At 60.4% G+C, this 23445-nt stretch carries 20 protein-coding genes; 10 read left to right on the top strand and 10 right to left on the bottom strand.

Annotated elements, in window-relative coordinates; translation table 11 throughout:
* Positions 1 to 78: 78 nt before the first annotated feature.
* Together hemA and B2R83_RS18555 are read right to left on the bottom strand one after the other, a co-directional pair.
* On the bottom strand, positions 79 to 1359 hold the full coding sequence (hemA, locus tag B2R83_RS18560; RefSeq protein WP_209589432.1) for a glutamyl-tRNA reductase: 1281 nt from the start codon (positions 1357 to 1359) through the stop codon (positions 79 to 81).
* Positions 1360 to 1455: 96 nt separating this feature from the next.
* Positions 1456 to 2145 carry a response regulator transcription factor gene (locus B2R83_RS18555; protein WP_292044115.1) on the bottom strand — a complete coding sequence of 230 codons (690 nt, stop codon included), beginning with the start codon at positions 2143 to 2145 and terminating at the stop codon, positions 1456 to 1458.
* A 187-nt stretch (positions 2146 to 2332) separates the two neighbouring features.
* Here B2R83_RS18555 and B2R83_RS18550 point away from each other — a divergent pair, with 187 nt between their 5' ends.
* A complete protein-coding gene (locus B2R83_RS18550) occupies positions 2333 to 2893 on the top strand; it encodes a hypothetical protein (protein WP_292044114.1) in 561 nt (186 codons plus the stop codon).
* Positions 2894 to 2924: 31 nt separating this feature from the next.
* Here B2R83_RS18550 and minE read toward each other — a convergent pair whose 3' ends face one another.
* Genes minE through minC form a run of 3 tightly spaced genes read right to left on the bottom strand, consistent with a single transcriptional unit; the run spans position 2925 to position 4828 of the window.
* Entirely contained in the window at positions 2925 to 3176 is a 252-nt protein-coding gene (minE, locus tag B2R83_RS18545; protein ID WP_027864594.1) for a cell division topological specificity factor MinE, read from the bottom strand.
* Position 3177: 1 nt separating this feature from the next.
* Complete coding sequence (minD, locus tag B2R83_RS18540) at positions 3178 to 3993, bottom strand: septum site-determining protein MinD (protein ID WP_027864593.1); 816 nt, start codon at positions 3991 to 3993, stop codon at positions 3178 to 3180.
* Between the two features lie 43 nt (positions 3994 to 4036).
* Positions 4037 to 4828, bottom strand: coding sequence for a septum site-determining protein MinC (gene minC / locus B2R83_RS18535; protein WP_292044113.1), 792 nt, complete (start codon positions 4826 to 4828; stop codon positions 4037 to 4039).
* Positions 4829 to 5128: 300 nt separating this feature from the next.
* Between minC and B2R83_RS18530 the strand changes: the two genes are divergently transcribed.
* From B2R83_RS18530 to B2R83_RS18490, 9 genes are all read left to right on the top strand, one after another.
* Entirely contained in the window at positions 5129 to 6307 is a 1179-nt protein-coding gene (locus B2R83_RS18530) for an acetyl-CoA C-acetyltransferase (RefSeq protein WP_036216757.1), read from the top strand.
* A 69-nt stretch (positions 6308 to 6376) separates the two neighbouring features.
* Positions 6377 to 7117, top strand: coding sequence for a beta-ketoacyl-ACP reductase (locus tag B2R83_RS18525; protein WP_209589437.1), 741 nt, complete (start codon positions 6377 to 6379; stop codon positions 7115 to 7117).
* Between the two features lie 427 nt (positions 7118 to 7544).
* Entirely contained in the window at positions 7545 to 8711 is a 1167-nt protein-coding gene (locus B2R83_RS18520; RefSeq protein ID WP_292044112.1) for an acyltransferase family protein, read from the top strand.
* A 129-nt stretch (positions 8712 to 8840) separates the two neighbouring features.
* Entirely contained in the window at positions 8841 to 10745 is a 1905-nt protein-coding gene (locus B2R83_RS18515) for an LTA synthase family protein (protein ID WP_292044111.1), read from the top strand.
* Positions 10746 to 11031: 286 nt separating this feature from the next.
* Positions 11032 to 12294 (top strand): amino acid deaminase, encoded by a 1263-nt coding sequence (locus B2R83_RS18510; RefSeq protein ID WP_292044110.1) that lies wholly within the window; start codon positions 11032 to 11034, stop codon positions 12292 to 12294.
* Positions 12295 to 12349: 55 nt separating this feature from the next.
* Positions 12350 to 13306: a prolyl aminopeptidase gene (gene pip, locus B2R83_RS18505; RefSeq protein ID WP_292044109.1), complete on the top strand. Its 957-nt coding sequence runs from the start codon at positions 12350 to 12352 to the stop codon at positions 13304 to 13306.
* Positions 13307 to 13375: 69 nt separating this feature from the next.
* Entirely contained in the window at positions 13376 to 13822 is a 447-nt protein-coding gene (locus tag B2R83_RS18500; protein WP_292044108.1) for a DUF2721 domain-containing protein, read from the top strand.
* Positions 13823 to 13846: 24 nt separating this feature from the next.
* Positions 13847 to 14299 carry a hypothetical protein gene (locus tag B2R83_RS18495; RefSeq protein ID WP_292044107.1) on the top strand — a complete coding sequence of 151 codons (453 nt, stop codon included), beginning with the start codon at positions 13847 to 13849 and terminating at the stop codon, positions 14297 to 14299.
* Positions 14300 to 14367: 68 nt separating this feature from the next.
* A complete protein-coding gene (locus B2R83_RS18490) occupies positions 14368 to 16401 on the top strand; it encodes an NADPH-dependent 2,4-dienoyl-CoA reductase (RefSeq protein WP_292044106.1) in 2034 nt (677 codons plus the stop codon).
* Here B2R83_RS18490 and B2R83_RS18485 read toward each other — a convergent pair.
* From B2R83_RS18485 to B2R83_RS18465, 5 genes are all read right to left on the bottom strand, one after another.
* Positions 16396 to 17475 (bottom strand): glycosyltransferase, encoded by a 1080-nt coding sequence (locus tag B2R83_RS18485; RefSeq protein WP_292044105.1) that lies wholly within the window; start codon positions 17473 to 17475, stop codon positions 16396 to 16398. The two genes, B2R83_RS18490 and B2R83_RS18485, sit on opposite strands and share 6 nt — an antisense overlap.
* Before the next feature lie 39 nt (positions 17476 to 17514).
* Positions 17515 to 18552 carry an acyltransferase gene (locus B2R83_RS18480; RefSeq protein WP_292044104.1) on the bottom strand — a complete coding sequence of 346 codons (1038 nt, stop codon included), beginning with the start codon at positions 18550 to 18552 and terminating at the stop codon, positions 17515 to 17517.
* Positions 18553 to 18746: 194 nt separating this feature from the next.
* The gene (locus B2R83_RS18475; RefSeq protein WP_292044103.1) at positions 18747 to 19838 is read right to left on the bottom strand and encodes an acyltransferase family protein; all 1092 of its coding nucleotides are present in this window, start codon (positions 19836 to 19838) and stop codon (positions 18747 to 18749) included.
* Between the two features lie 356 nt (positions 19839 to 20194).
* Complete coding sequence (locus B2R83_RS18470; RefSeq protein WP_036214053.1) at positions 20195 to 21316, bottom strand: beta-ketoacyl-ACP synthase III; 1122 nt, start codon at positions 21314 to 21316, stop codon at positions 20195 to 20197.
* 114 nt (positions 21317 to 21430) lie between these two features.
* Positions 21431 to 22858 (bottom strand): S41 family peptidase, encoded by a 1428-nt coding sequence (locus B2R83_RS18465; RefSeq protein WP_292044102.1) that lies wholly within the window; start codon positions 22856 to 22858, stop codon positions 21431 to 21433.
* Positions 22859 to 23445 lie beyond the last annotated feature (587 nt).

The raw sequence follows: 23445 nt of genomic DNA, 5'->3' as shown, positions 1-23445 counted from the left end.
GATTCGAAAGAGTCTAGATAGCCGCGGGGCGGCCGGAACGCGCCTCGCGTGAAGCGCACGACGAAAGGAAGAGGGCCGCTAACGGCGGCCGCGGAACAGCTGGGGCAGCAGGCTGGCGAGGCGGGCGCGCTCGTCGCCCTGGGCGTGGTGCAGCGCCTGCTGGGGGCCGTGCAGGAACTTGGCGGCCAGGCCCTTCGACAGCGCCTCTAACACGGCCTCGGGGTCGTCGCCGCGCGCCAGCAGCTTGCGTGCGCGTTCGAGTTCGGCCAGCCGCAGCGCTTCGCTCGATTCGTGCAGGTCGCGGATGACCGGCACCATGGCGCGGTCGCCGACCCAGTGCATGAAGGACTGCACGCGCGTTTCGATGATGGCTTCGGCCTGGGCCACGGCGGCCTGGCGGCTCTCGATGCCGGTCTGGACCACCTGGGCAAGGTCGTCCACGGTATACAGGAACACGTCGTCCAGGCGCGCGACTTCGGGTTCGATGTCGCGCGGCACGGCCAGGTCGACCATGAACACCGGTCGGTGGCGGCGCGCCTTGATCGCGCGCTCGACCATGCCGAGGCCGATCAGGGGCAGCGACGAGGCGGTGCAGGAGATCACGATGTCGAAATGCTGCAGGCGCTCGGGCAGGTCGGCCAGGCGGATCGCCTCGCCGTTGTAGCGCGTGGCGAGCTGCTGGCCGCGCTCCATGGTGCGGTTGGCGATGGTGACGGATTTCGGGTTCTGGGCCGCGAAGTGGGCGGCGCACAGTTCGATCATTTCGCCGGCGCCAATGAACAGCACGTGCTGGTCGGCGATGCGGTCGAAGATGCGCTGCGACAGACGCACCGCGGCCGCCGCCATCGAGACGCTGTGGGCGCCGATCTCGGTGGTGCTGCGCACTTCCTTGGCCACGGCAAAGCTGCGCTGGAACAGCTGGTGCAGGTAGGTGCCCAGGCCGCCGGCTTCCTCGGCGGTGCGCACCGCGTCCTTCATCTGGCCCAGGATCTGCGGCTCGCCCAGCACCATGGAGTCGAGCCCGGAGGCGACGCGGAAGGCGTGGCGCACCGCACTGTCTTGCGGCAGCATGTAGAGATGCGGGCGCAGTTCGGCGAAGTTCAGCGCGTGGTAGTGGGCCAGGAACTGGGCCGAGGCGTCGAGCGGATTGGCGATGTCGCTGGCCGCATACATCTCGGTGCGGTTGCAGGTCGAGAGGATGGCCGCCTCGTTGCCCGAAGCGCCATGCGCGCCCTGGCGTGCGAACCAGCTGCGCGCCGCCTGCACCGCCTTGCCGAGCTGGTCAGGCGCGAGCGCCAGCTGCTCGCGCAGCGAGACCGGTGCGGTCGTGTGGTTCAGGCCAACGGCAAGCAGTTGCATGGTGGGACGGGGTCGACAGGTATGCACCCATTATACCCTTGTGCGAGAAGGGTTTCAGCGGACGGCCGGGGCCGGCCGCCCGTGTTGACGCAATGATCAGGCGCCCAGCTTTTCCAGGCGGTAGCCGTAGCTGTAGACCGGCACCAGGCGGAAGCCGTTTTCCGGACGCAGGCTGAGCTTGTTGCGCACGCGCGAGACGTGGGTGTCCATGGTGCGCGAAGGCACGTCGGTATCGCGTACCCACACGGATTCGTGGATGTAGGCGCGCGACAGCGGACGGCCGATGTTACGGAAGAACAGCAGCGCCAGCGAGAATTCCTTCTGGGTGACGTCGATGATCGAACCGTCCTTGAGCAGGCGGCCCGGGCGGGTCTCGAAGGTGAACGGACCGAACTGCAGCTGCTCGGCGCTGTTCTGCGACGGGTAGGCGCGGCGCAGCAGGGCCGAGACACGGGCCACCAGCTCGCCGCGGCGCAGCGGCTTGACCAGGTAATCGTCGGCGCCCGCGGTGACGCCGGCGATGATGTCGTCTTCGGCATTGTTACCGACCAGGAAAATGACAGGCGCGTTGGCCGCCATCTTTTCCTTGGCGCGGCGCAGCACTTCGACGCCTTCCATGTCGGGGACGTTCCAGTCCATGACCAGCATGTCGGCATTTTCCTTGCGCAGTTGCGCGAGGCATTCCTTGGCGCTGTCATACGGCTGGCAGCTGTGGCCCGCGGCAGTCAGCACCTGGCAAATGAGTTCAGCCTGGCTGCGGTCTTGTTCGAGAACGGCAATCTTCATGGGACATCTACTGGTCAGGTTAGCCTTGTAGGAAGGCTCCTACAAGGGTTAAACCGAATATAGCAGACTTTTACAAAATAACGCTACAGCAAAATAAAGATTTTCTGCAGGAAACGCCGTTGTGTTGTGTTCAAGCGAACCCGGGCCGCGCGTTACACTTGTCGGTACGAAGTTACCGGGAGGCGATATGTTGTTTCGACGCAAAAATAAAGACCTCGTCGCGCCCGAATCGCCGGCGACGCCGGTGAGCGGGGCCGAGATCGAGGTGGTGCGCGAGCGCTGCCGCGAGATGGTGCGCAAGCGGGCGCTGGTATCGGCCGGGGTGGCGGCGGTACCGTTGCCGGGCCTGGACGTGCTGTCGGACCTGAGCACCTTTACGCTGCTGGTGGAAGAGGTCAACAAGGAATTTGGCCTGAGCCAGAAACAGATCGAGCGCCTGCATCCGCGCCTGCGGGTACTGGCCTACCAGGCGGCGGCTTCGGTCGGCGGCATGCTGGTGGGGAAGCTGGTGACCAAGCGGCTGGTGCTGGTGCTGTTCAAGCGCGCCGGCGTGAAGATCGCGGCCAAGACGGTGGCCAAGGTGGTGCCGGTCGCGGGGCAGGTGGCCTCGGCGGCGATCGGCTTCGCCCTGTTCCGCAAGATGGGCTACCAGCACGTGGAGGCCTGCGCCAAGGTGGCGCGCGAGTTGCAGAAGCTGCAGGTGATCGATGCGGGGACGGCGCAGGCGGATAAACAAATGCCCGCTTAAGCGGGCATTTGTTTATCGGGACGTGGCGCGCTCAGGCATCCGGCAGCACCACGTTCACGTCCAGCACTTCCAGGTTGCCCTGGCGGTCGAGCGAGATCTTGATGTCGTCCGCGCTGACCTTGGTGTATTTCGAGATGACCTCGATCAGCTCGCGGTGCAGGGCCGGCAGGAAGTCCGGACCGGTCACACTGCTGCGCTCGCGGGCGATGATGATCTGCAGGCGTTCCTTGGCGGCTGAAGCGCTCTTCTTTTTCTCCGGAAACAGAAAGTTGAGAAGTGCCATATCACTTGGCTCCAAAGATACGCTGGAACAGGCCCGGCTTTTCGTAGTTGGTGAAACGCAGCGGACGCTCTTCGCCCAGGAAGCGGGCGATCACGTCCTCGTAGGCCTCGGCCACGTCGGTGCCCTTGAAATGGATCGCCGGATTGCCCTGGTTCGAGGCATGCAGCACCGATTCCGATTCCGGGATGATGCCGATCAGCGGGATGCGCAGGATTTCCTGCACGTCCTGGTAGGACAGCATTTCGTCGGCTTCCACGCGCTTCGGCGAGTAGCGGGTGATCAGCAGGTGTTCCTTGACCGGCTCCGAACCGCTCTGGGCGCGGCGCGACTTGGCTTGCAGGATGCCGAGGATGCGGTCCGAGTCGCGCACCGAGGACACTTCCGGGTTGGTAACGATGATCGCCTCGTCCGCGAAGGTCAGCGCCATCAGCGCGCCGTGCTCGATGCCCGCCGGCGAGTCGCAGATGATGAATTCGAAGCCCATCTTGACCAGATCGTTCAGCACGCGCTCGACGCCGTCTTCGCTCAGCGCTTCCTTGTCGCGCGTCTGCGAGGCCGGCAGGATGAACAGGTTGTCGGTATGCTTGTCCTTGATCAGCGCCTGATTCAGGGTCGCCTCGCCGTTGATCACGTTGATCAGGTCGTAGACCACGCGGCGTTCGCAACCCATGATCAGGTCGAGGTTGCGCAGGCCGACGTCGAAGTCGATGACCGCGGTCTTGTGGCCGCGCAGGGCCAGGCCGCTGGAAAAGCTTGCGCTCGAAGTGGTTTTGCCCACACCGCCCTTGCCGGACGTCACAACAATAATTCTTGCCACAAAAAGGTCCTTTACAGTTCTAGCAGTATCTGCGGTCGAAGGTTCATGCGCGGGATGCCGGCGCCAGCGACGAGATCGCCAGCCGGTCGCCGACCAGCTTGATCTGCGCCGGCTGGCGCGTCAGGTCATTCGGGAAACCGTCGTCGAAGGTACGGTACACGCCCGCGATCGACACCAGTTCCGGCTGCATCGACAGGGCAAAGATGCGCGCTTCCGGATTCCCGGAGGCGCCCGCCAGTGCCCGGCCGTTCAGGGGCGCGTACACGTGGATGCTGCCGTCGGCGATGATTTCCGCGCCATTGTTGACGACCGCGGTGATGATCAGGTCGGTGCCGCGCGCGTAGACGCGCTGGCCGGCACGCACCGGGGTGTCGATGATCATGGCCGCCACCGGCGCGGGCGCCGGGGCAGGTTCAGGCGCCGGCGTGGGCGCCGGGGTGGGCTCAGGCATGGGTGCCGGGACCGGCGCCGCCGCTGCCGGCACTTCTTTCGTTTCAGGGGCGCGCACGCCGCTCGAGCCATCATCCAGCGACAGGCCATGGGCGCGGATCGCGTCCGCCATTTCCGGGCCGGCGCCGCGCACGGCCACCGCATTGAGCCGGTATTTCTTCAGCAGCGCCACCAGGGCCGGCCAGTCGATGACCGGCGCCTCATGGGCGATGGCGGCAATGTCGATCACCGCGAACTCGTCCTCGAAGAAGTCCGAGACCCCGCCGGTCATCTGGTTCAGTGCCGCGTCGATCGTGCCCGGGTCGGCCGAATGCAGGATCGTCGAAATGGCGACGACCGTGGAAATCTTGATTTCGATGGGCAGAGAGGATGGGGTCTTCAGCATAAAACGGTCTGGTTGGCGTTGCGCTCGTGCATTCTACTGTGAAATTTGACCGAAAGGACATTTACGTACGCATGATTCCTAGTAGAAATGAGTGTTGCCACGACCGAGTGATGCACGTTCAAAAATATGCGCGCAAGATGGTGACAGCCTGTCATGGCGCGGTTGTAATCGGTGAATAAGCTGATAAGATTGATTTCGATTAAACATGGGCTTTGCGCAAACCGTAAGATGCATGCTTTTCGGCCCAGCCGTCTTCAGTTTTAACATTCCCCGGCCAGACCGGGAACTAGGGAGAGCAACATGGAAGATGTCGTCATCGTGGCCGCCGGCCGCACGCCTGTCGGTAAATTCGGCGGCACGCTGGCCAAGATACCTGCCGCCGAGCTCGGCGCGCACGTGATTCGCCAACTGCTGGCCAAGACCGGCATCGATCCCGCCTCGGTCAGCGAGGTGATCATGGGCCAGGTCCTCACCGCCGGCGCCGGCCAGAACCCGGCCCGCCAGGCAGTCATCAAGGGCGGGCTGCCCGACATGGTGCCGGCCCAGACCATCAACATGGTCTGCGGCAGCGGCCTGAAAGCCACCCACCTGGCGGCCCAGGCCATCAAGTGCGGCGACGCCCAGATCGTCATCGCCGGCGGCCAGGAAAACATGAGCGCCTCGCCGCACGTGCTGAACGGCTCGCGCGACGGTTTCCGCATGGGCGACGCCAAGCTGGTCGACACCATGATCGTCGACGGCCTGTGGGACGTGTACAACCAGTACCACATGGGCGTGACCGCCGAGAACGTGGCGCGCAAGTACGACGTGTCGCGCGCCGAGCAGGATGAATTCGCGCTGCAGTCGCAGCTCAAGGCCGAAGCCGCCCAGAAGGCCGGCAAGTTCAAGGACGAGATCATCCCCGTCGAGATCCCGTCCAAGAAGGGCCCGACCATCTTCGACACCGACGAATATCCGAAGCACGGCTCGACCCTCGAAGCGCTGAGCGGCCTGCGTCCGGCCTTCAACAAGGAAGGCAGCGTCACCGCCGGCAACGCCTCCGGCATCAACGACGGCGCCGCGGCCGTCATCATGATGAGCGCCTCGAAGGCGAAAGAGCTGGGCCTGACCCCGCTGGCGCGCATCAAGGCCTACGCATCGGCCGGCCTGGACCCGTCGATCATGGGCATGGGCCCGGTCTCGGCCACCCAGCTGTGCCTGAAGAAGGCCGGCTGGACCCATGAAGACATCGACCTGATGGAAATCAACGAGGCGTTTGCCGCCCAGGCCATCGCGGTCAACAAGGAAATGGGCTGGGATACCTCGAAGATCAACGTGAACGGCGGCGCGATCGCACTGGGCCACCCGATCGGCGCCTCCGGCTGCCGCGTGCTGGTAACCCTGCTGCACGAGATGGTGCGCCGCGACGCCAAGCGCGGCCTGGCCAGCCTGTGCATCGGCGGCGGCATGGGCGTGGCGCTGGCGGTCGAGCGCGACTGAAGCGATACCCGGGACGGCCCAGGGCCGTCCCTCGAACAGCAGTGACTGACAACAAAACTGGAGAAGACAATGGCACGAGTAGCATTGGTGACGGGCGGCATGGGCGGTCTGGGCGAAGCGGTGTGCATCAAGCTGGCCGCTTTGGGTTACAAGGTCGTCACTACGTATTCGCCGGGGAACAAGAAGGCGGAGAGCTGGCTGAGCCAGATGAAAGAGCAGGGCTACGACTTCCGGGCCTATCCCTGCGACGTGGCCGATTACGATTCGGCCCAGGCCTGCGTGCGCCAGGTCGAGCAGGAAGTCGGCCCGGTCGACGTGCTGGTGAACAACGCCGGCATCACGCGCGACATGACCTTCAAGAAGATGGACAAGCCGAACTGGGACGCGGTCATGAAGACCAACCTGGATTCCGTGTTCAACATGACCAAGCCGGTCTGCGACGGCATGGTCGAACGCGGCTGGGGCCGGATCATCAACATCTCGTCGGTGAACGGCCAGAAGGGCGCCTTCGGCCAGACCAACTATTCGGCGGCCAAGGCCGGCATGCACGGCTTCACCAAGGCCCTGGCCCTGGAAGTGGCGCGCAAGGGCGTCACCGTCAACACCATCTCGCCGGGCTACATCGGCACCAAGATGGTGATGGATATCCCGAGCGAAGTGCTGGAAAGCAAGATCATTCCGCAGATTCCGATGGGCCGCCTGGGCAAGCCGGAAGAAGTCGCCGGCCTGGTGGCTTACCTGTCGTCGGAAGAGGCAGCCTTTGTCACTGGCGCCAATATCGCCATCAATGGCGGCCAGCACATGCAGTAATTGCTCACGCGCTTATTAGATACGGCGTTTGACGACGGCCCGGACGAGTAATCGTCCGGGCCGTTTTGCATCGCTTCGTCTTCCAGACCCTTCCTCCGCCCGGATTCCGCGGCATGCGCATGGTGTAGGTGCAAAATAAATCATGTCTGTTGTACAAGTATGACAAACATGTTTCAAGACATGAAAAGGGGGTAGACTATACTGTCCAGCTAGCAAAGCGCTAACATTCTAGAGAGGCCCTCTGTCGTCAATTGTTAATTTTCATTCCGTGAAATGTGAAAATAACACCGATAGAAGGTCGTGAATCATCACCAAGTTGCGGGGATGTGCCTAGCAGGCTCCACATGAATTGCGTACCCAGATCCGTTTATGCGCAGGGCGCATGTGCTGGTTGTCAGCTGTAGTTCCACTCACCTTAAAGAATATTATGGCTATTACTGATGGTATCAGTGCTCCAACCATTGCCCGCCGTGACATCGACGCTACCTACCGCTTCGACGCATTGACCTCGCTACGCGGCCTGGCCGCGCTTTGCACCTTGATGGTGCATCTTGTCACTGTATGGATCGTGGTGTTCCCAGCGCTCGAAAAATGGGAATATTTTTATCGGTTTTCGCATCACAGTTATTTGTTTGTCGATTTCTTTTTCATTCTGAGCGGCTTCGTAATGTGCCATGTCTATGGCCGGGCTTTCAGTGTTGATGTGAGTATATCGGGATATATGAAGTTCATGCGTGCGAGATTTGCACGCATTTATCCTTTGCATCTTGTTTTGCTGGCTATTTATGTTGGATTGGCTTCGATTGGAATCAAGCAAACCACCGAGAACCCGGAGTGGTCGATCCTGGCAAATGCTTTCCTGGTGCATGCACTCGGGATGTTTGATCATACAACCTGGAACATTCCGTCATGGTCGATCAGCGTCGAATGGTGGACATATGTCCTGTTTCCGTTTGTCGCGGTGTTCGCCCAGCGATATATCCGCGCTGGTGCGGCGGTGCTGGCATTGGGCATGAGTATCGCCTCGTTTATCCTGCTGGCTACTTACCATGGGAGTATGAGTATTACCGTAGGCCTCGCATTCGTTCGTTGCCTGATCGGCTTTACTGCTGGGGCCTGCCTTTACACGATCTTCCTTACGCATCGCGGCGTACGACTGGCCCGCAGGATCAACCTGGCGATTCTCGTAGCAATCTTCATCGTGTTGGCCTGCTTGCCATCTCCTGTCTCGGATATCCTGGCCTTTATCGGTTTTTGCTCGCTGGTGTATGTCTCCAGCAATGACGTGGACCAGCGGGATTGGCTTCACCATCCAATCCTGATCTGGCTGGGGGATATCTCTTATTCGATCTATCTCTGGCACACACTGCTGCTGCATGTCATGGCGAAGATCATGCTGAAACTCAAAGGCGAGCACACCTGGTCTGACGGCGAACAGCTTGCTTATTTCTTGGTGGCGCTGCTGGCCTTTGAGGTATTGATCCTGTTGCTTGCACATTTGAGCTACAAGTTCATTGAGCTCCCGGCACGAAATTTCATCAATGCACGCAAAACGTATTCTGGCAGCGTGGCGGTGAAGGCTCGTAGCGCGTAGGCTGCCTGCAGCCATTGACAGTTATTCTCTATTAACACGAGTGGGCGCTTGAATTGCGCTCGCTGAGCAATTGCTCCACTTCATTGAAGTCCAGATGCGCAAGCCTATTTTTAAAAAAATTCCTTAGGTATGGAAAAGAAAACCAAAAAAGCATTTCCAGACTGGGAAAATGTGAATGTGATGATTCCTCTTGCAGCATTGGTCGTCATGCTGCTGGATATTGCGCTTCTTGAGCGAAAATATAATATCTTTACTGGCGGATACCTTCAGGCAAACCCAATCATCAATATTTCCGACAGATTGTATTTCTGTGGAATTATTTTTTCCCTGGAGTTATCACTTGCCTGCATTTGCTGGTACCTGTTGAGACTGATATCGGGCCCACGCAGCACTGGATTAGTGAGGGTTTATCAGTTTGTCGTCATTTATGGTGTAGGCAGTGCGCTGGTCTTGGCCGCCAAATACAAGGTCTTGAGCTACTTCGGCGATTTCGTCAGCCTGGCCGTGTTGCGCAATCTCGGCGGTGGTAATTTGAGCGGTGCGCTGCTGTATTCGCTCGAGGATAGCCGCTTATTCCTGATCGTTGCGGGCGTCATTGGCTTGGCTGCGTGGCTGCTCTATCGTCGGCTGAGAAAACGGATGTCGACCGGGCGGGCCGCCCGCGGCGGAGCCGATACCAAACGCTATTTCGCGTGCATGGCGATGTTATCGTTCGTTGCGCTTTGCTCGCTGGCCTACGTGGCGAGCAACGAGGCGATGGCAAGCCGACATCTACGGGCTGTCACGCCGTACTGGTTCGCCAACGAAGTCAATACATTATGGCGTCCGGAGGTGCCGACGACGATCGAGGTGATGAGCCGCAATCTTCGTCCGCTGGTAAAGCCAGAGCCGTCCGAGATCACTTTCGCCGGTCGCAAGGATAACCTCGTCCTGGTGGTGTCTGAAAGCGCCCGTGCCGACGTGATCGACGCCTCGATCGAAGGCAAACCGGTTACTCCTACGTTCCGCATGCTGGCCAGCCTCGGTGGGGCAGCTAATCAATACTTCAGCCATACGGGATACTCCACTTCATCGCTAAAAGCTATTTTCAATGGATCGCTAGGCAAGGATCGGCCATTCCAGGGCACGCTGTTCGAAGTGCTCAAGAAGCATGGTTATCAAATTGTTGTGTTGTCCGGGCAAGATGAGTCATTTGGTGATGTCGCACGCGACACGGGCATGGAGCGAACGGCCGATATCTTCTTCGATGCCCGCTCGGCCAAGAACGAGCGCGTGTTCAGTTCCGCTGCGGCGGGCAGCCTGACGCTATCGAACAAGAGAATCATTGAGCAGTTTGACAAGATCTCCTCCGAGATCGATTGGAAACGTCCCGTATTCATGTATGTCAATCTTCAAGCTGCTCATTTCCCCTATTACCATAAGGGAATGCCTTTGCTCCCGGGAATAGTCCCGATCGAACGTGCAGAAATCTCGCGAGAAAAGCGTGCGCAACTCAAGCTGACGTATTTGAACGCCGTTGCAAGTTCGGATGCCTCGACTGGACAACTGGTTGACCGACTCAGAAAACTGGATGTGTTCGATAACACCCTGTTCGTCGTTTCTGGCGATCATGGCGAATCCCTGTTTGAAGATGGGATTCTTGGACATGGGGTGAAAATCACCACTACCCAGATGCATACCCTGTTGGTCGCCAACCGCCGATTGCCGGAATTCGCCTCATTGCTGGGTGGGACGCGGCTTGCTGACTCGATGCTGAAGGGAATTGGAGGCAGCTATGTCCCTCCTGCTTCATCCGAGCCGGCATCCAGCGTTTCCGTCCTTCACTACATTGGCAGTCTGAAGTCGCCGGAGGCACTGGGATACACGTATGCAGATGGCACCCGCCTTGTTTTGGATAACAGACTCGGAGAAGTTCATGCGTCTCAATGGAAGGCACCGCTTAAAGTTTCCGCACTCCCAGTCGAAGGACAGACATACCGGGAACTGTCGCGCCTAGTTGCCGAATGGCGCTCCATCGTGGCTGAGCATGACTGATGTGGGTCACGCAAGCTAGAATTTATGATTCAGAGAGTTCAACTTCCCGTCATTACGGCGAAAAAACCATGTGCATGCGTGCTATCTGGAGCGGTATGATTGGCTACGCAATGATCATGCAGAGCCTTGCCATGCATAAGGAAAACCTTAATTCACTGTACTCTCTGCAATGAATGCTTTTGAAGTTTTTGTTTCTTAAATGAATTGATGAGCAGGTTGCCGGATGAGTATTCGATCATTACCGCGCGATGGATTGAATCTATCCAGTCTTGAAGAACAGGTTTTGTTGCCCGGCACCAAAGGCTTGCCGATCACCGAGCCGCTGCGCCAGGGCGCGGTTGGCGTGCAGGGCTGGAATATCCTGCGTGGCGACACCTCCTTCCCGGTAGCGCTGCTGAAGGAATCGGCGCTGGTCTATAACCTGGCCTGGATGCGCGACTTCTGCGTCCGCCATGGCGTCACGCTGGCCCCGCACGGCAAGACGACCATGAGCCCGCAGCTGTTCGCGGCCCAGCTGGCCAACGGCGCGTGGGCCATCACGCTGGCCAGCGCCACGCAAGTCCAGATGGCCCACCGCTTTAACGTGCGCCGTGTACTGCTGGCCAACCAGCTGGTGGCACGCGCCGATATCGAGGCCGTGCTGGCGCTGCTGCATGACGATCCGGATTTCGAATGCTTCGTGCTGGCCGACTCGCTGGATGGCGTAGCACGCTTGTCGCAAGCCGTCACTACGCGCAGTCTGCTCCGCCCGCTGCCGGTGCTGGTCGAACTCGGCCTGGCCGGCAAGCGTGCGGGCTGCCGCACGCCGGAAGAGGCGCTGGCGGTGGCACGCGTGGTCGCAGGCGCAGAAGGCCTGGTGCTGGCCGGTTTCGAAGGCTACGAGGGCCTGCTGGTGACCCAGGATCGCGAGGCCGACATCCGCGCCGTCAAGGCCTTCCTGGCCGAGCTGGTGGACCTGGTGGAAACGGCCGACGGCGAAGCCCTGTTCGGCGCTGCCGAGATCCTGATTTCCGCCGGCGGCTCCTCGTATTTCGACCTGGTGGCGCGCGGTTTCGCGGGCATGGAAGGCTTGTCGCGGCCGGTGCGCCCTGTACTGCGCAGCGGCTGCTACCTGACCAGCGACCATGGTTCCTATCGACGCCTGCTGGCCCAGCTCGACGCGCGCGAAGCCCATGGCGAAGGCCTGCGCCCGGCGCTGGAAGTGTGGAGTATGGTGCAGTCGCGCCCCGAGCCGGGCCTGGCCATCCTCACGATGGGCAAGCGCGACGCGGGTTACGACGAAGCGCTGCCGACGCCGCTGTTCATGCACTGCCCTGGCAGCGAGGCAGGCCAGCCGACGGCGCTGCCGGCCGGCTGCGAGATTTTCAAGATGAACGACCAGCACGCCTACCTGTCGCTGCCGGAAGGCGACATCCGGGACAGCCTGCGCGTGGGCGACCTGGTCGGCTGCGGCATTTCGCATCCGTGCACCACCTTCGACAAGTGGCAGCTGCTGCTGGCCGTGGACGACGCTTACAACGTGACGCAGGCGCTGAATACCTTCTTCTGAAAGGATAGGCTCTAAGCTACAATCGGCTTCCAGCCCGCCGAGAGAGTAGAGTCCCATGCCTGCCACACCGCCGTCCCTTTTCCCGCCGATCCAGCCCATCCGCCACGGCATGCTCGCCGTCGACGAGCTGCACACGATCTATTGGGAAGAAGTCGGCAACCCCAACGGCATCCCGGTACTGTTCCTGCATGGCGGGCCGGGCGCCGGACTGTCGCCGCAGCACAGGCGCTTCTTCGACCCGAGCGCCTACCGCGTGATCCTGTTCGACCAGCGCGGGGCCGGCAAGTCGACGCCGCTGGGCGAATGGCGCAACAACACGACCCAGCTGCTGATCGACGACATCGAGCGCCTGCGGCAGATGTTCGGGATCAGGCAGTGGCTGGTGTTCGGCGGCTCCTGGGGCTCGACCCTGGCGCTGGCCTACGGCCAGGCCCACCCCGAGCGCTGCCTCGGCTTCGTACTGCGCGGGATCTTCCTGTGCACCAAGGCCGAAGTCGACTGGTTCATCAACGGGGTCAAGTGGTTCTATCCGGAGCTGTACGAGGAATTCGTGGCGCCGATCCCGCAGGCCGAGCGCGGCGACCTGCTCAAGGCCTATTGCGAGCGCCTGCTGTGCAACGATCCCGACGTGTACTGGCCGGCCGCGCGCGCCTGGAGCCGCTTCGAAGGCCGGCGCGTGTTCCTGCTGCCGCAGCCGGACGAACCTTCGTCGGACGCGCTCGACCTCGGCGTCGGCCGCCTGGAGTCGCATTACATGCTGCACGGCGCCTTCCTGGACGAAGACCAGCTGGTGCGCGACATCGGCCGCATCGCCCACCTGCCGGCCACCATCGTGCAGGGCCGCTACGACGTGATCTGCCCGCCGCTGTCGGCCTGGCGCCTGCACCAGGCCTGGCCGGGCGCGAAGCTGCACATGATTCCCGACGGCGGCCACGGCGCCCTCGAGACCGGCATCGCCCGGGCGCTGGTGAACGCCACCGAACAGTTCAAGCGCCACGGCCGCTTTGATTAGTGCCTGCAACTGGCGGGCGGCAGGCGCCGGCTGCTACACTAGGGCCATAACAATTATTGACGTGTTCCCATGAATATCCAGATCAGCGACATCGGCCACGTGATCCAGCTGGCGATCGCGCCGGTCTTCCTGCTGACGGGCGTGGCAACCAAGCTGACGGTCCTGACCAACCGCCTGGCGCGCATCATCGATCGCACCCGGGTGCTCGACGAACGCCTCAAGGAAGGCGCCAACGACGAATACTTCACCGAGCGCGAGACGCTGTACGTGCGTGCGCACCTGATCAACACCGCGATCACCTCCAGCACCGCCTGCGGCCTCATGATCTGCCTCGTCATTGCCCTGCTGTTCGTTGGCGACACCACCAACCTGCGGCTGGACCAATACATTGCCGGGCTGTTCGTGTTCGCGATGCTCGGCCTGATCAGTAGTTTCGTTTTTTTCCTGCGCGAGATATTCATCGCTTCGCGCTTCATGCGCCTGCAGCACACGCTATCGCTCCAGCAGTCCCGCTAGCGCCTCTTTTCGAATGGTTTACCCATGCACGACTATCAACGCCCTCCGACCCTTTACCGCTATGCGCCGCAAGACGAGCTCGAAGCCGCGCTGCGCGGCCAGTTCCGCCTCCTGCCTGACGGCGGCTTCCTGGCATTGTCCTTCTCGACCGTATGGGACAAGCAGCTGTTCGACGTGTTCAGCCCTGCCGACCGTTGCCTGGTGATTCACAACACCGAGTTGTTCGGCGAACGCCTTCATCGCGCGGTGCAACGCGCACTGCCCAACTGGGCCGGCATTGACGGGCAGGTGGAATACGGCGCGCGCTCGCCGCTGGGCGCCGCATTTTCCAAAAACTTGGGCATGTCGCGCGAAAAGGAATGGCAGTTCGCCTGGCGCTCGATGTCGCCGGGTGCGAGCCTGAATCCAGTCGTCATCAATATCGGCAGCATCGAACAGTTCGCCGAACTGCGCGAGCGTGACACCCACTTGTCCTGAGCCTGCTCCAAGCGGTCTAGTAAAAATTTTAGTAACAACGCTCCACGAAATCCCGGTGTAATGCCGGGATGACGCATTCCACTTATCCTCATCTCTTCGCGCCGCTCGACCTCGGTTTCACGACCCTGAAGAACCGCGTGATCATGGGCTCGATGCACACCGGGCTCGAAGACCGCTTCTACAACTACGGCAAGCTGGCCGCGTTCTACCGCGAACGCGCGCGCGGCGGCGTCGGCCTGATCGTCACCGGCGGCATCTCGCCGAACCGCCAGGGCTGGCTGCTGCCCTTCGGCGGCACCCTCAACTTTCTCGGCGACGTGCCCAACCACCGGCGCGTGACGCGCGCCGTGCACGAAGAAGGCGGCAAGATCGTGCTGCAGATCCTGCACGCGGGCCGTTATGGCTATCAGCCCTTGGTCGTCTCCGCCTCGAGCCTGAAGTCGCCGATCTCGAAGTTCAGGCCGAAGGCGCTCGACGCGGCCGGCATCGAGTCCACCATCGCCGCGTATGCGCGCTGCGCGAAGCTGGCGAAGCTGGCCGGGTACGACGGCGTCGAGGTGATGGGCAGCGAAGGCTATCTGCTCAACCAGTTCCTGTGTGCGCGCACCAACAAGCGCACGGACGAGTGGGGCGGCCCGATCGAGAACCGCATGCGCCTGGCCGTCGAGGTGGTGCGCCGCATCCGCGCAGTAAGCGGCCCGGACTTCATCCTGATGTACCGCCATTCCGTGCTCGACCTGGTCGAAGGCGGCAATACCTGGGACGAGGTGGTGGCGGTGGCCAAGGCCCTGGAAGAGGCGGGCGTGACGATCCTGAACACCGGCTACGGCTGGCACGAAGCGCGCGTGCCGACCATCGTCACCTCGGTGCCGCGTGCGGCCTTTGCCGAGGTGGCGGGGCGCCTGCGCCGGGAGGTCAGCATCCCCGTGGTGGCATCGAACCGCATCAACATGCCGGGTGACGCCGAGGCGCTGCTGGCGCAGGGCGAGGCCGACCTGGTGTCGATGGCGCGGCCCTTCCTGGCCGACCCGGACTGGGTGGCGAAGGCGGCCGGCGGACGCGCCGACGAGATCAACACCTGTATCGCCTGCAACCAGGCCTGCCTCGACCACACCTTCTCGAACCGGCGCGCCAGCTGCCTGGTCAACCCGCGCGCCTGCCACGAGACCGAACTGGTGTTCAGCAAGACCGCCAGGCCGCGCCGCATCGCCGTGGTCGGCGCCGGGCCGGCCGGCCTGTCCGCGGCCACCGTGGCGGCCGAGCGCGGGCACCGGGTGACGCTGTTCGATGCGCTGGACCGCATTGGCGGCCAGTTCAACGTCGCCATGCGCGTGCCGGGCAAGGAAGAATTCGCGGAGACCATCCGCTATTTCGGGCGCAGGATCGAACTCCTTGACGTCGACCTGCGCCTGGGGCAGCGCGTCAGCCGCGAGGAGCTGCTGGCGCAGGGCTACGACGACGTCGTCGTCGCCACCGGCATCACCACGCGCAAGCCGAAGATCGAAGGCATTGACCACCCGAAGGTGCTGAGCTACCTCGACGTGCTGCGCGAGGGCCGGCCGGTGGGACGGCGCGTGGCCATCATCGGCGCGGGCGGGATCGGTTTCGACATGGGTGAATTCCTGGTGCACGATCCCGAAGTGCCGCTGCCGGTGCCGAAGGGGCACTGGATGGGGGAGTGGGGCGTCGATCCGTCGTCTTCTACGCCGGGTGGCCTGAAGGTGCCCGCGAAGCCGCATCCGCCGCGCGAAGTCTGGCTCCTGCAGCGCAAGAGCACGCGTCCGGGTGCAGGGCTGGGCAAGACCTCGGGCTGGGTGCACCGCGCGACCCTGGTGCGCAACGGTGTGCAGATGCTGGCGGGGGTGCAGTACCAGCGCATCGACGACGCGGGCCTGCACATCACGGTGGGCGGCGAACGGCGCCTGCTGGAAGTGGACAACGTGGTGGTGTGCGCCGGGCAGGAGAGCCTGGCGGAGTTGATGCCGCCGGAGCCTGTGCAAGGCGGGCCGCGCTTCCACAAGATCGGCGGGGCGGCGCTGGCGGCGGAGCTGGATGCGAAGCGCGCGATCCGTGAAGGAGCGGGGTTGGCGGCCCGGTTATGACATGTGGACGCGATCGACGATGGTTTGCGGCGAGCGCGAGATCATTGCGATAAAGGACTCTACGATGTTGTCCGGCGCGATCTCGGGACGACGTGAATGCCTGTGCGCTGCGTCGCTGAGTGATGCGTAGTAATCCTGCTCGTCCCATATCCTGTTGAACACGCGTATCCACTCGCTTTCGGGCGCATCCGCAGGCAGGCATACTCCGCCCGGCCCGACAGCTTCCGGCAAGCCGCCACTGCTGCTTGCCAGTACCGGGATATCGCTGAAGTGGGCTTCGGTCGCGATCCGGCCCCAGGTTTCCTGGCATTGGCTCGGCGCGAGCACGATTTTCGCCTGCCGATAAAGAGGGCGCATGTCCGATACCGGCCCGCTCAGTTCCACGTTCCGCAATTTCAATTGGTGGATTTCCGCGGCGACGCTGGCACGCACTTCCGACTTGTTCACTGCAAACACGAATGGCACGTCGGGACGCGCAGCCGCAAGCGCGAGCACGATTCCCAAGCCTTTGTGAGGAGCAGGGTTCACGAACAATGCGGTGTTTCGGCTGCCCATCGTGGCGTACAGCTCTGGAAGGATCAGTGGCCTGACGACACCGCAAAAACGCTTGTTTGGGTGGAGCGAGCAGGTAAACTCGGAGTTGCTGATGAAATTTAGCAGCGGATTGTTCAGCACATCGTCTTCGATCGGCAACAGGTCTTGCGTATGCAGATAGCAGAAGACCGGTAACTGCAGACGCAGAGCATCCGCAAGTAGAACATCGAACTTCGAACCGCCCTGGATAACGATGGCATCGGGTTTGAAGACCTCCACCACCGCGTGTACATGCTGTTCGCTTTCCCAGGCACGCCAGACCGGATATCCCAAGCTCCGGTCCATCGGGCATTGCTTATTCAGTAATTTGATGTGAAGCCGCGCGCGAAAGCCAACCGAGCCCTTGCCTGCGAGGCCGCATAACACACCAACTTGCACGCCTCGTTGAATAAGGCGTAATGCAAGGTCATGCGTGTTGACTTCCATACCCCCACGCAGCTCGGGCAGATGTTTATGAGCGGTAATAAAGAGAATGCGCATTTTTGAGATGATTAACTAAAACAGGATAGGTAGAAACTATCAGGAGACCAGCTTGCGAGTGAAATCTATCCTTAATAGCATCTTTGCAAAAATGTATGAAAGGAAGAAAACGGTAATAATATAGGTAACAGACCATATGGGGCTGCTTTTTAGCAGTCTGTCAACTGGTTTTAACAGGTCGACAAAAATCATATGTGCAGTATAAATCCCTACCACTAAGGGACCGATTTCGGCTGCACGTGAGAAATTCAGAAAACTTGAGTTGGAAAGGCCGATCATCGCTACCCCAAGTCCGAAAAAATAAGTGGAAGCAACATAATCGTGATCCATCGTGACATTCCAGTGAGCATGCAGAATCCATATCTCGAAGATGTGCAACAACGCCCCGATAAGAGCAATGAATGATCCGTACTTAAACCAGGATATACCAGGATTTTTCAAATGAAGGAAATAACCAGTTGCAAAAAAGATCAACGAGAAAAACGGGCCGTTTCTAAAATTGAACTCCGACTGAAAACCGAGTGGAGTGGCGCTATACGCACCGCCAGCTAGACCTATCACGTAAAACGCGATGGCAATGATCATTAAAAATATACGTTGACCATACCATACGAACAATGCAGTAATGGACATGCTGCAGAGCAATCCAACCAGATACCAGAGATGTTCCTTGGTTCCCTGGATAATCGTGTTCCAAGGCCTGCTGACTGCCGAGTTCAAGTGCCATACAATTTTCTTGACCGGACCCAGTACACCAAAATCGAAAGAATCAATCAGATTTGTCGGAAGAAGATAGATTGCCGACCAAGCGAAAAAGAGAAAAATAATGCGCCTGGCTATTGAGAATGTAGCGGCGCGTAATTCTTCTCTTGCCTCGACTTTACGCGCCCAGAAAAAGCCTGACAAAATAAAAAAGAAAGGTACTGCAAAACGGGCTAATTGGTTCGTAAGCGTTGCCAGATCCAGTTGGCTACCAATTGGAATTGATGCTTCAAATGGACCAGTATGAATTGCGATTACCGCAGTAATGGCAATTACTCGAAATAGATCTGTGCTTTCAATTCGATTCAAATACATCGCGCATCATGAAGGAAATTTAATAATAGCAACGGTGCACTCGTTGCAATCTCAGTAAGCGCATCTTGACTTTTTTAATTCGCCGCATGAGATGAATGATCTTTGCAGGCTCGGCCAAAAAAGACAAATTCTAGGGATAAGAAAAACGGATGGAGTTTTTGAATTTAAGTATTATTAAAACATGCCAATAGTCTTCAGATTGAACGGTTCGACAAGGTGTCACTTTCGTCGCCGGTGCGTGGGGCGTCCAGACGCGTGGGCGAAGCTTTAGGCAACTCTGAACCGCGGCGGATTAAAGGCATCTCAAAATGGACGAACGAATAGTGGCTAAGCACGACAGCGGCAATTACCAAAAGTAAGCCATACAGTGGTGAACTAAAGCCGTAATCTGCAGTGGCAAGCTGCTGCCATAGGTATATGCCATAGGAGATACGCCCCAGATATGCAAAATGGGGATCTGAAAACAAGCGCCGGATAGTCGGCCTGCGAGTTGGCGTCCCGAAAACAGCTACACAAATCAGCATCGGCATCAACACTGGCCGCATAAACTGTTCAGCCGGCTCCGGAAAGATGAACAGGCTTGATGCGAGCACAAGAAGCACAGTGGCAAGCCAGACCGAAAAGGGGAGCGCTTGCAGTCTTGGCTCCAGCCATTCCCAGTACAAGGCGCACACGCAGCCGGCCAGCATGAAAATGAAAAACGCAATGTAGTCGCCGATCTCGGGAATGCCCCAGAGTCTGGCTGCAAGCATTATGCCGACCAGAAGGAGAGTAGCCGACAGGATCCGCTGGCGATGCTCCACTAAATGGGAGGCAATGAAGAACAGGGGAAACAGGAGGTAAAACTGCTCTTCAAAAGCCAGACTCCAAGTATGTCCTAATTCCCACCCGCAACTCTTTACATCGAAATTGCACAAGAACGCCGAAGCACGTACAAAGCTCGAAAGCGGCAGGTCGAAAAAACCGGCTGCAGACAGCAGGGCGATACAGAGAATATATACCGCAAGCGGCGGCAGGATACGGTATGCGCGGCGGAGATAAAAAGCCGAGATATTGACTCTTCCAGTACTCAATGATTCCCGTACCATACCGCGGCAAATCACGAATCCACTGATGCAGAAGAAGACTTGAACCCCTACCGTTCCAAACAGCTTCAAGCGCCAAATGATTCCAGGTGCCACTTCGCTATACCAAGGATGACTAAATGCCACAATATGGCAAATTATCACCATGGAAATAGCTATAAATCGCCAGACGTCGATGTGATTTATACGGTTGGTTTCCATCTTCAAGTACCTATAAGTCAATCTGACATCATAGCAGTAAAGGTACCTGTTGGATGTGTATAAATTGCAACAATGATGAAAAAGCGACAAGTGTAGGTCTGCCATGCTATTGCTGCTTGCCAAAGCGCGGCTTCACTCGTCAATAGATGGCGGTGCTTGAACGGCTGAATTGCATTCAAAGTGCGCCAAGACCTGCTCATCAAGTGGCTGGCGGGCAGGCCTTGGGATGATTTTCGATAGTCTGAAAAATGGTTCAGAACGCAGGTTCCTGTGCATGCCTACAAGGAAGGACCTGCACATCCAAATCTTCGATGTCACATGTTCAGCCGGGATCACCCAGCTGAACGGAGTGCGGACTACTTCTTGCGCACCACCACGCAACCGATCGAGTACCCCGCCCCGAACGAGCAGATCACCCCGTTCGCGCCGCTCGGCAGGTCATCCTGGTACTTGTGGAAGGCAATGATCGACCCTGCCGAGGAGGTATTCGCATAGGTGTCGAGGATCACCGGCGCTTCGTTCGGCTCGGCATCGCGGCCCAGCAGGGTGCGGGTGATCAGGAGGTTCATGTTCAGGTTGGCCTGGTGCAGCCAGTAGCGCGACACGTCCTCGATCTTCAGGCCGGCATTCGTGACGGTGTCGGCGATCATCTCGGCGGCCATCGGGCACACTTCCTTGAACACCTTGCGGCCCTGCTGGCGGAACAGCTTGTCCGGCGCGCCGATGCCGGCTTCGTCGAAGCGGTTCATGAAGCCGAAGTTGTTGCGGATGTTGTTCGAGAACTTGGTCTTGAGCTTGCTGTCCAGGATTTCCCACTGGTGGGCGCCCGTCGCGGTATCCGCGGCTTCGACGATCACCGCGGTGCAGGCGTCGCCGAAGATGAAGTGGCTGTCGCGGTCGCGGAAGTTCAGGTGGCCGCTGGTGATTTCCGGATTCAGCATCAGCACGGCGCGCGCACGGCCGCTGCGCACGGCGTCCACCGCGGTCTGGATGCCGAAGGTGGCCGAGGAGCAGGCCACGTTCATGTCGAAGCCGAAGCCCTCGATGCCGAGCGCGTCCTGCACCTCGACCGCCATGGCCGGGTAGGGACGCTGCATGTTCGAGCAGGCCACCAGCACCATGTCGATATCGGATGCCTGCTTGCCGGCGCGCTCCAGCGCTTCGCGCGCGGCGGCCACGCACATCTCGGCCTGCAGCGACACCTGTTCGTCGGCGCGTTCGGGGATGCGGGCGGTCATGTGGGCCGGGTCGAGGATGCCTTCCTTCTCCATCACGTAGCGCGACTTGATGCCCGAGGCTTTTTCGATGAAGGCGCTGCTCGAGGGCTCGAGCGCGGTGGTTTCGCCGGCGGCGATGGCGGCGGCGTGTTCCTGGTTGTACAGCTCGACGTAGGCGTTGTAGGCCGTCACCAGCTCATCGTTGGAGATGGAGTACGGCGGCGTAAACAGGCCGGTGCCGCTGATCACGACAGGTTTCATGTGGGGGACTTTCAAAGGAAATAACCGGAGTTTCCCGGGAGATGCGCCGATTCTACACCCTCATACCGGGGCTGGGAATTGTCGAAAACGACAGTTTAGAGAGGTAAACCTAGCTCAGCGCGCGTGCTGCGCCAGTGTCGTATCGGCCGCACCGGCGCGCTTGGACAGCTGCACCTTCTCGCCCTTGAGATGGCGCAGGGCCTGGGCCAGCTGGAAGTCGTCGGCGCTGCCGTAGTCGAGCGGCTTGCGCTCGCGCGCCTCGGCCCACAGGCGCATCTGTTCCTCGATGTCTTCCTGGCGGGTGGCGGCTTCCTTGTCGCGGTCGTTGGACAGGTGCCGTTCGAGGTCGGCCTCGCGCATGCGCAGCGCGTTCAGGCCGTCGCCGTCGGGCGTTTCGTCGACCGGGAAGTCGGGCACGATGCCGCGCGCCTGGATCGAGCGTCCGGCCGGGGTGTAGTAGCGCGCCGTGGTCAGCTTGACGGCGGCGTCGCGGCCGATCGGGCGGATGGTCTGCACCGAGCCCTTGCCGAAGGTCTGGCTGCCCAGGATGGTGGCGCGCTTGTAGTCCTGCAGGGCGCCGGCCACGATCTCGGAGGCCGAGGCCGAGCCGGTATTGACCAGCACCACCATCGGCAGCTTCTTGAAGGCCGGCGGCAGGCTGGAGAGCGGATCGGCGCCGCTGCGCAGCATGTAGAACTCGGGGCGGCCGTAGAAGCGCTGGCGCGAGTCCGCCAGCTGGCCGTTGGTCGAGACGATTTCGGCATCCTTGGGCAGGAAGGCCGCGGCGACGCCGATCGCGCCCTGCAGCAGGCCACCCGGGTCGTTGCGCAGGTCGAGCACCAGGCCCTTCATGTCGGGGTTGTCGCGGTACAGGGCCTGCAGCTTGGCCGCCATGTCGTCCACGGTGGGCTCCTGGAACTGGGCGATGCGCAGCCAGGCGTAGCCCGGCTCGACCATTTTCGCCTTGACGCTCTTCTGGATGATTTCGCCGCGCGCGATGGTGAAGCGCAGCGGCGCCGGGCTTTCCTTGCGCGCGATGGTCAGCGTGACCCGGGTGCCGGGCTCGCCGCGCATGCGCTTGATCGCCTCGTCGATCGGCAGGCCCTGCACGGGGTGGCCGTCGATCTGGGTGATCAGGTCGCCCTCCTTGATGCCGGCGTGCCAGGCGGGAGAATCCTCGATCGGGGCGACGATTTCCACGAAACCGTCCTCGCTTTCGGAAATCTCGATCCCCAGGCCGACGAAGCGGCCCTCGGTGCCTTCGCGCAGCTCACGGTAGGCGCGCGGATCGAGGTAGGCCGAGTGCGGGTCGAGCGAGGCCACCATGCCGGAAATCGCTTGCGACAGCAGGGCCTTGTCCTCGACCGGTTCGACATAGGTGGATTTGATGACGCCGTAGACGTCGGCCAGCTGGCGCAGCTCGGCCAGGGGCATGCCGGCGTCGACCGGCTTCTGGGCCAGCGCGGAAAACTGCATGGTCACCGCGACCCCGGCAATGGCGCCCAGGCCGACGAGACAGGAATTCTTGAAAGTGGAGCCCATGGTTCACCCAATGTGAGCGCTGCGGCCGGGATTGCACATGAGTTAGCGCAAGACCAGTATAAACCTGAACGCCAGGGGGCGCTGCGAAGCAGGCCAAACCCTGAGCAAGCAAGCTAAAAACTTAGGGCGATATTAAGACCTGTTACGGAATGTCTAGCTTGGTAAGCAATTGTAAGAGTCGAAGCGGACGCGAGGGAGGGAACCTATAGTCAATCTCAGTTTTTCTCTCTCTCCACTTTTTGAAGTGGTCTTTGCCCGCGGCCCCCTCCGCGGGCTTTTTTATGCCCGCTTGCCCGCCTCGCTGCGGGAATTGTACATTCCCGAGAGTAAGCCTCCGCGCAGGCAGCGCATGTTGTTGTGACGTACCAACACATGCATATACGTTATACCCCCGTCTGCATGTATCGAAAAGTAAAAAAGCCTTGCAGGCCACTATTGCCCCTTGCGCAGCCGCTAGAATGCCTGAAGCCTGTACCGTCGAGGACGGCGGCTGAGACGGCCGACAGTCGAACACTGACGGCATACAACGACAGACCGGCCACAAGCCGGCCGCTTTTTCCCAACCCAGCAATCCCAGCAATCGAGGA

The sequence above is a fragment of the Massilia sp. UBA6681 genome (genome assembly GCF_002454935.1).
Taxonomy (GTDB): domain Bacteria; phylum Pseudomonadota; class Gammaproteobacteria; order Burkholderiales; family Burkholderiaceae_D; genus Telluria; species Telluria varians.
This window is presented reverse-complemented; position numbering and strand designations above follow the sequence as displayed.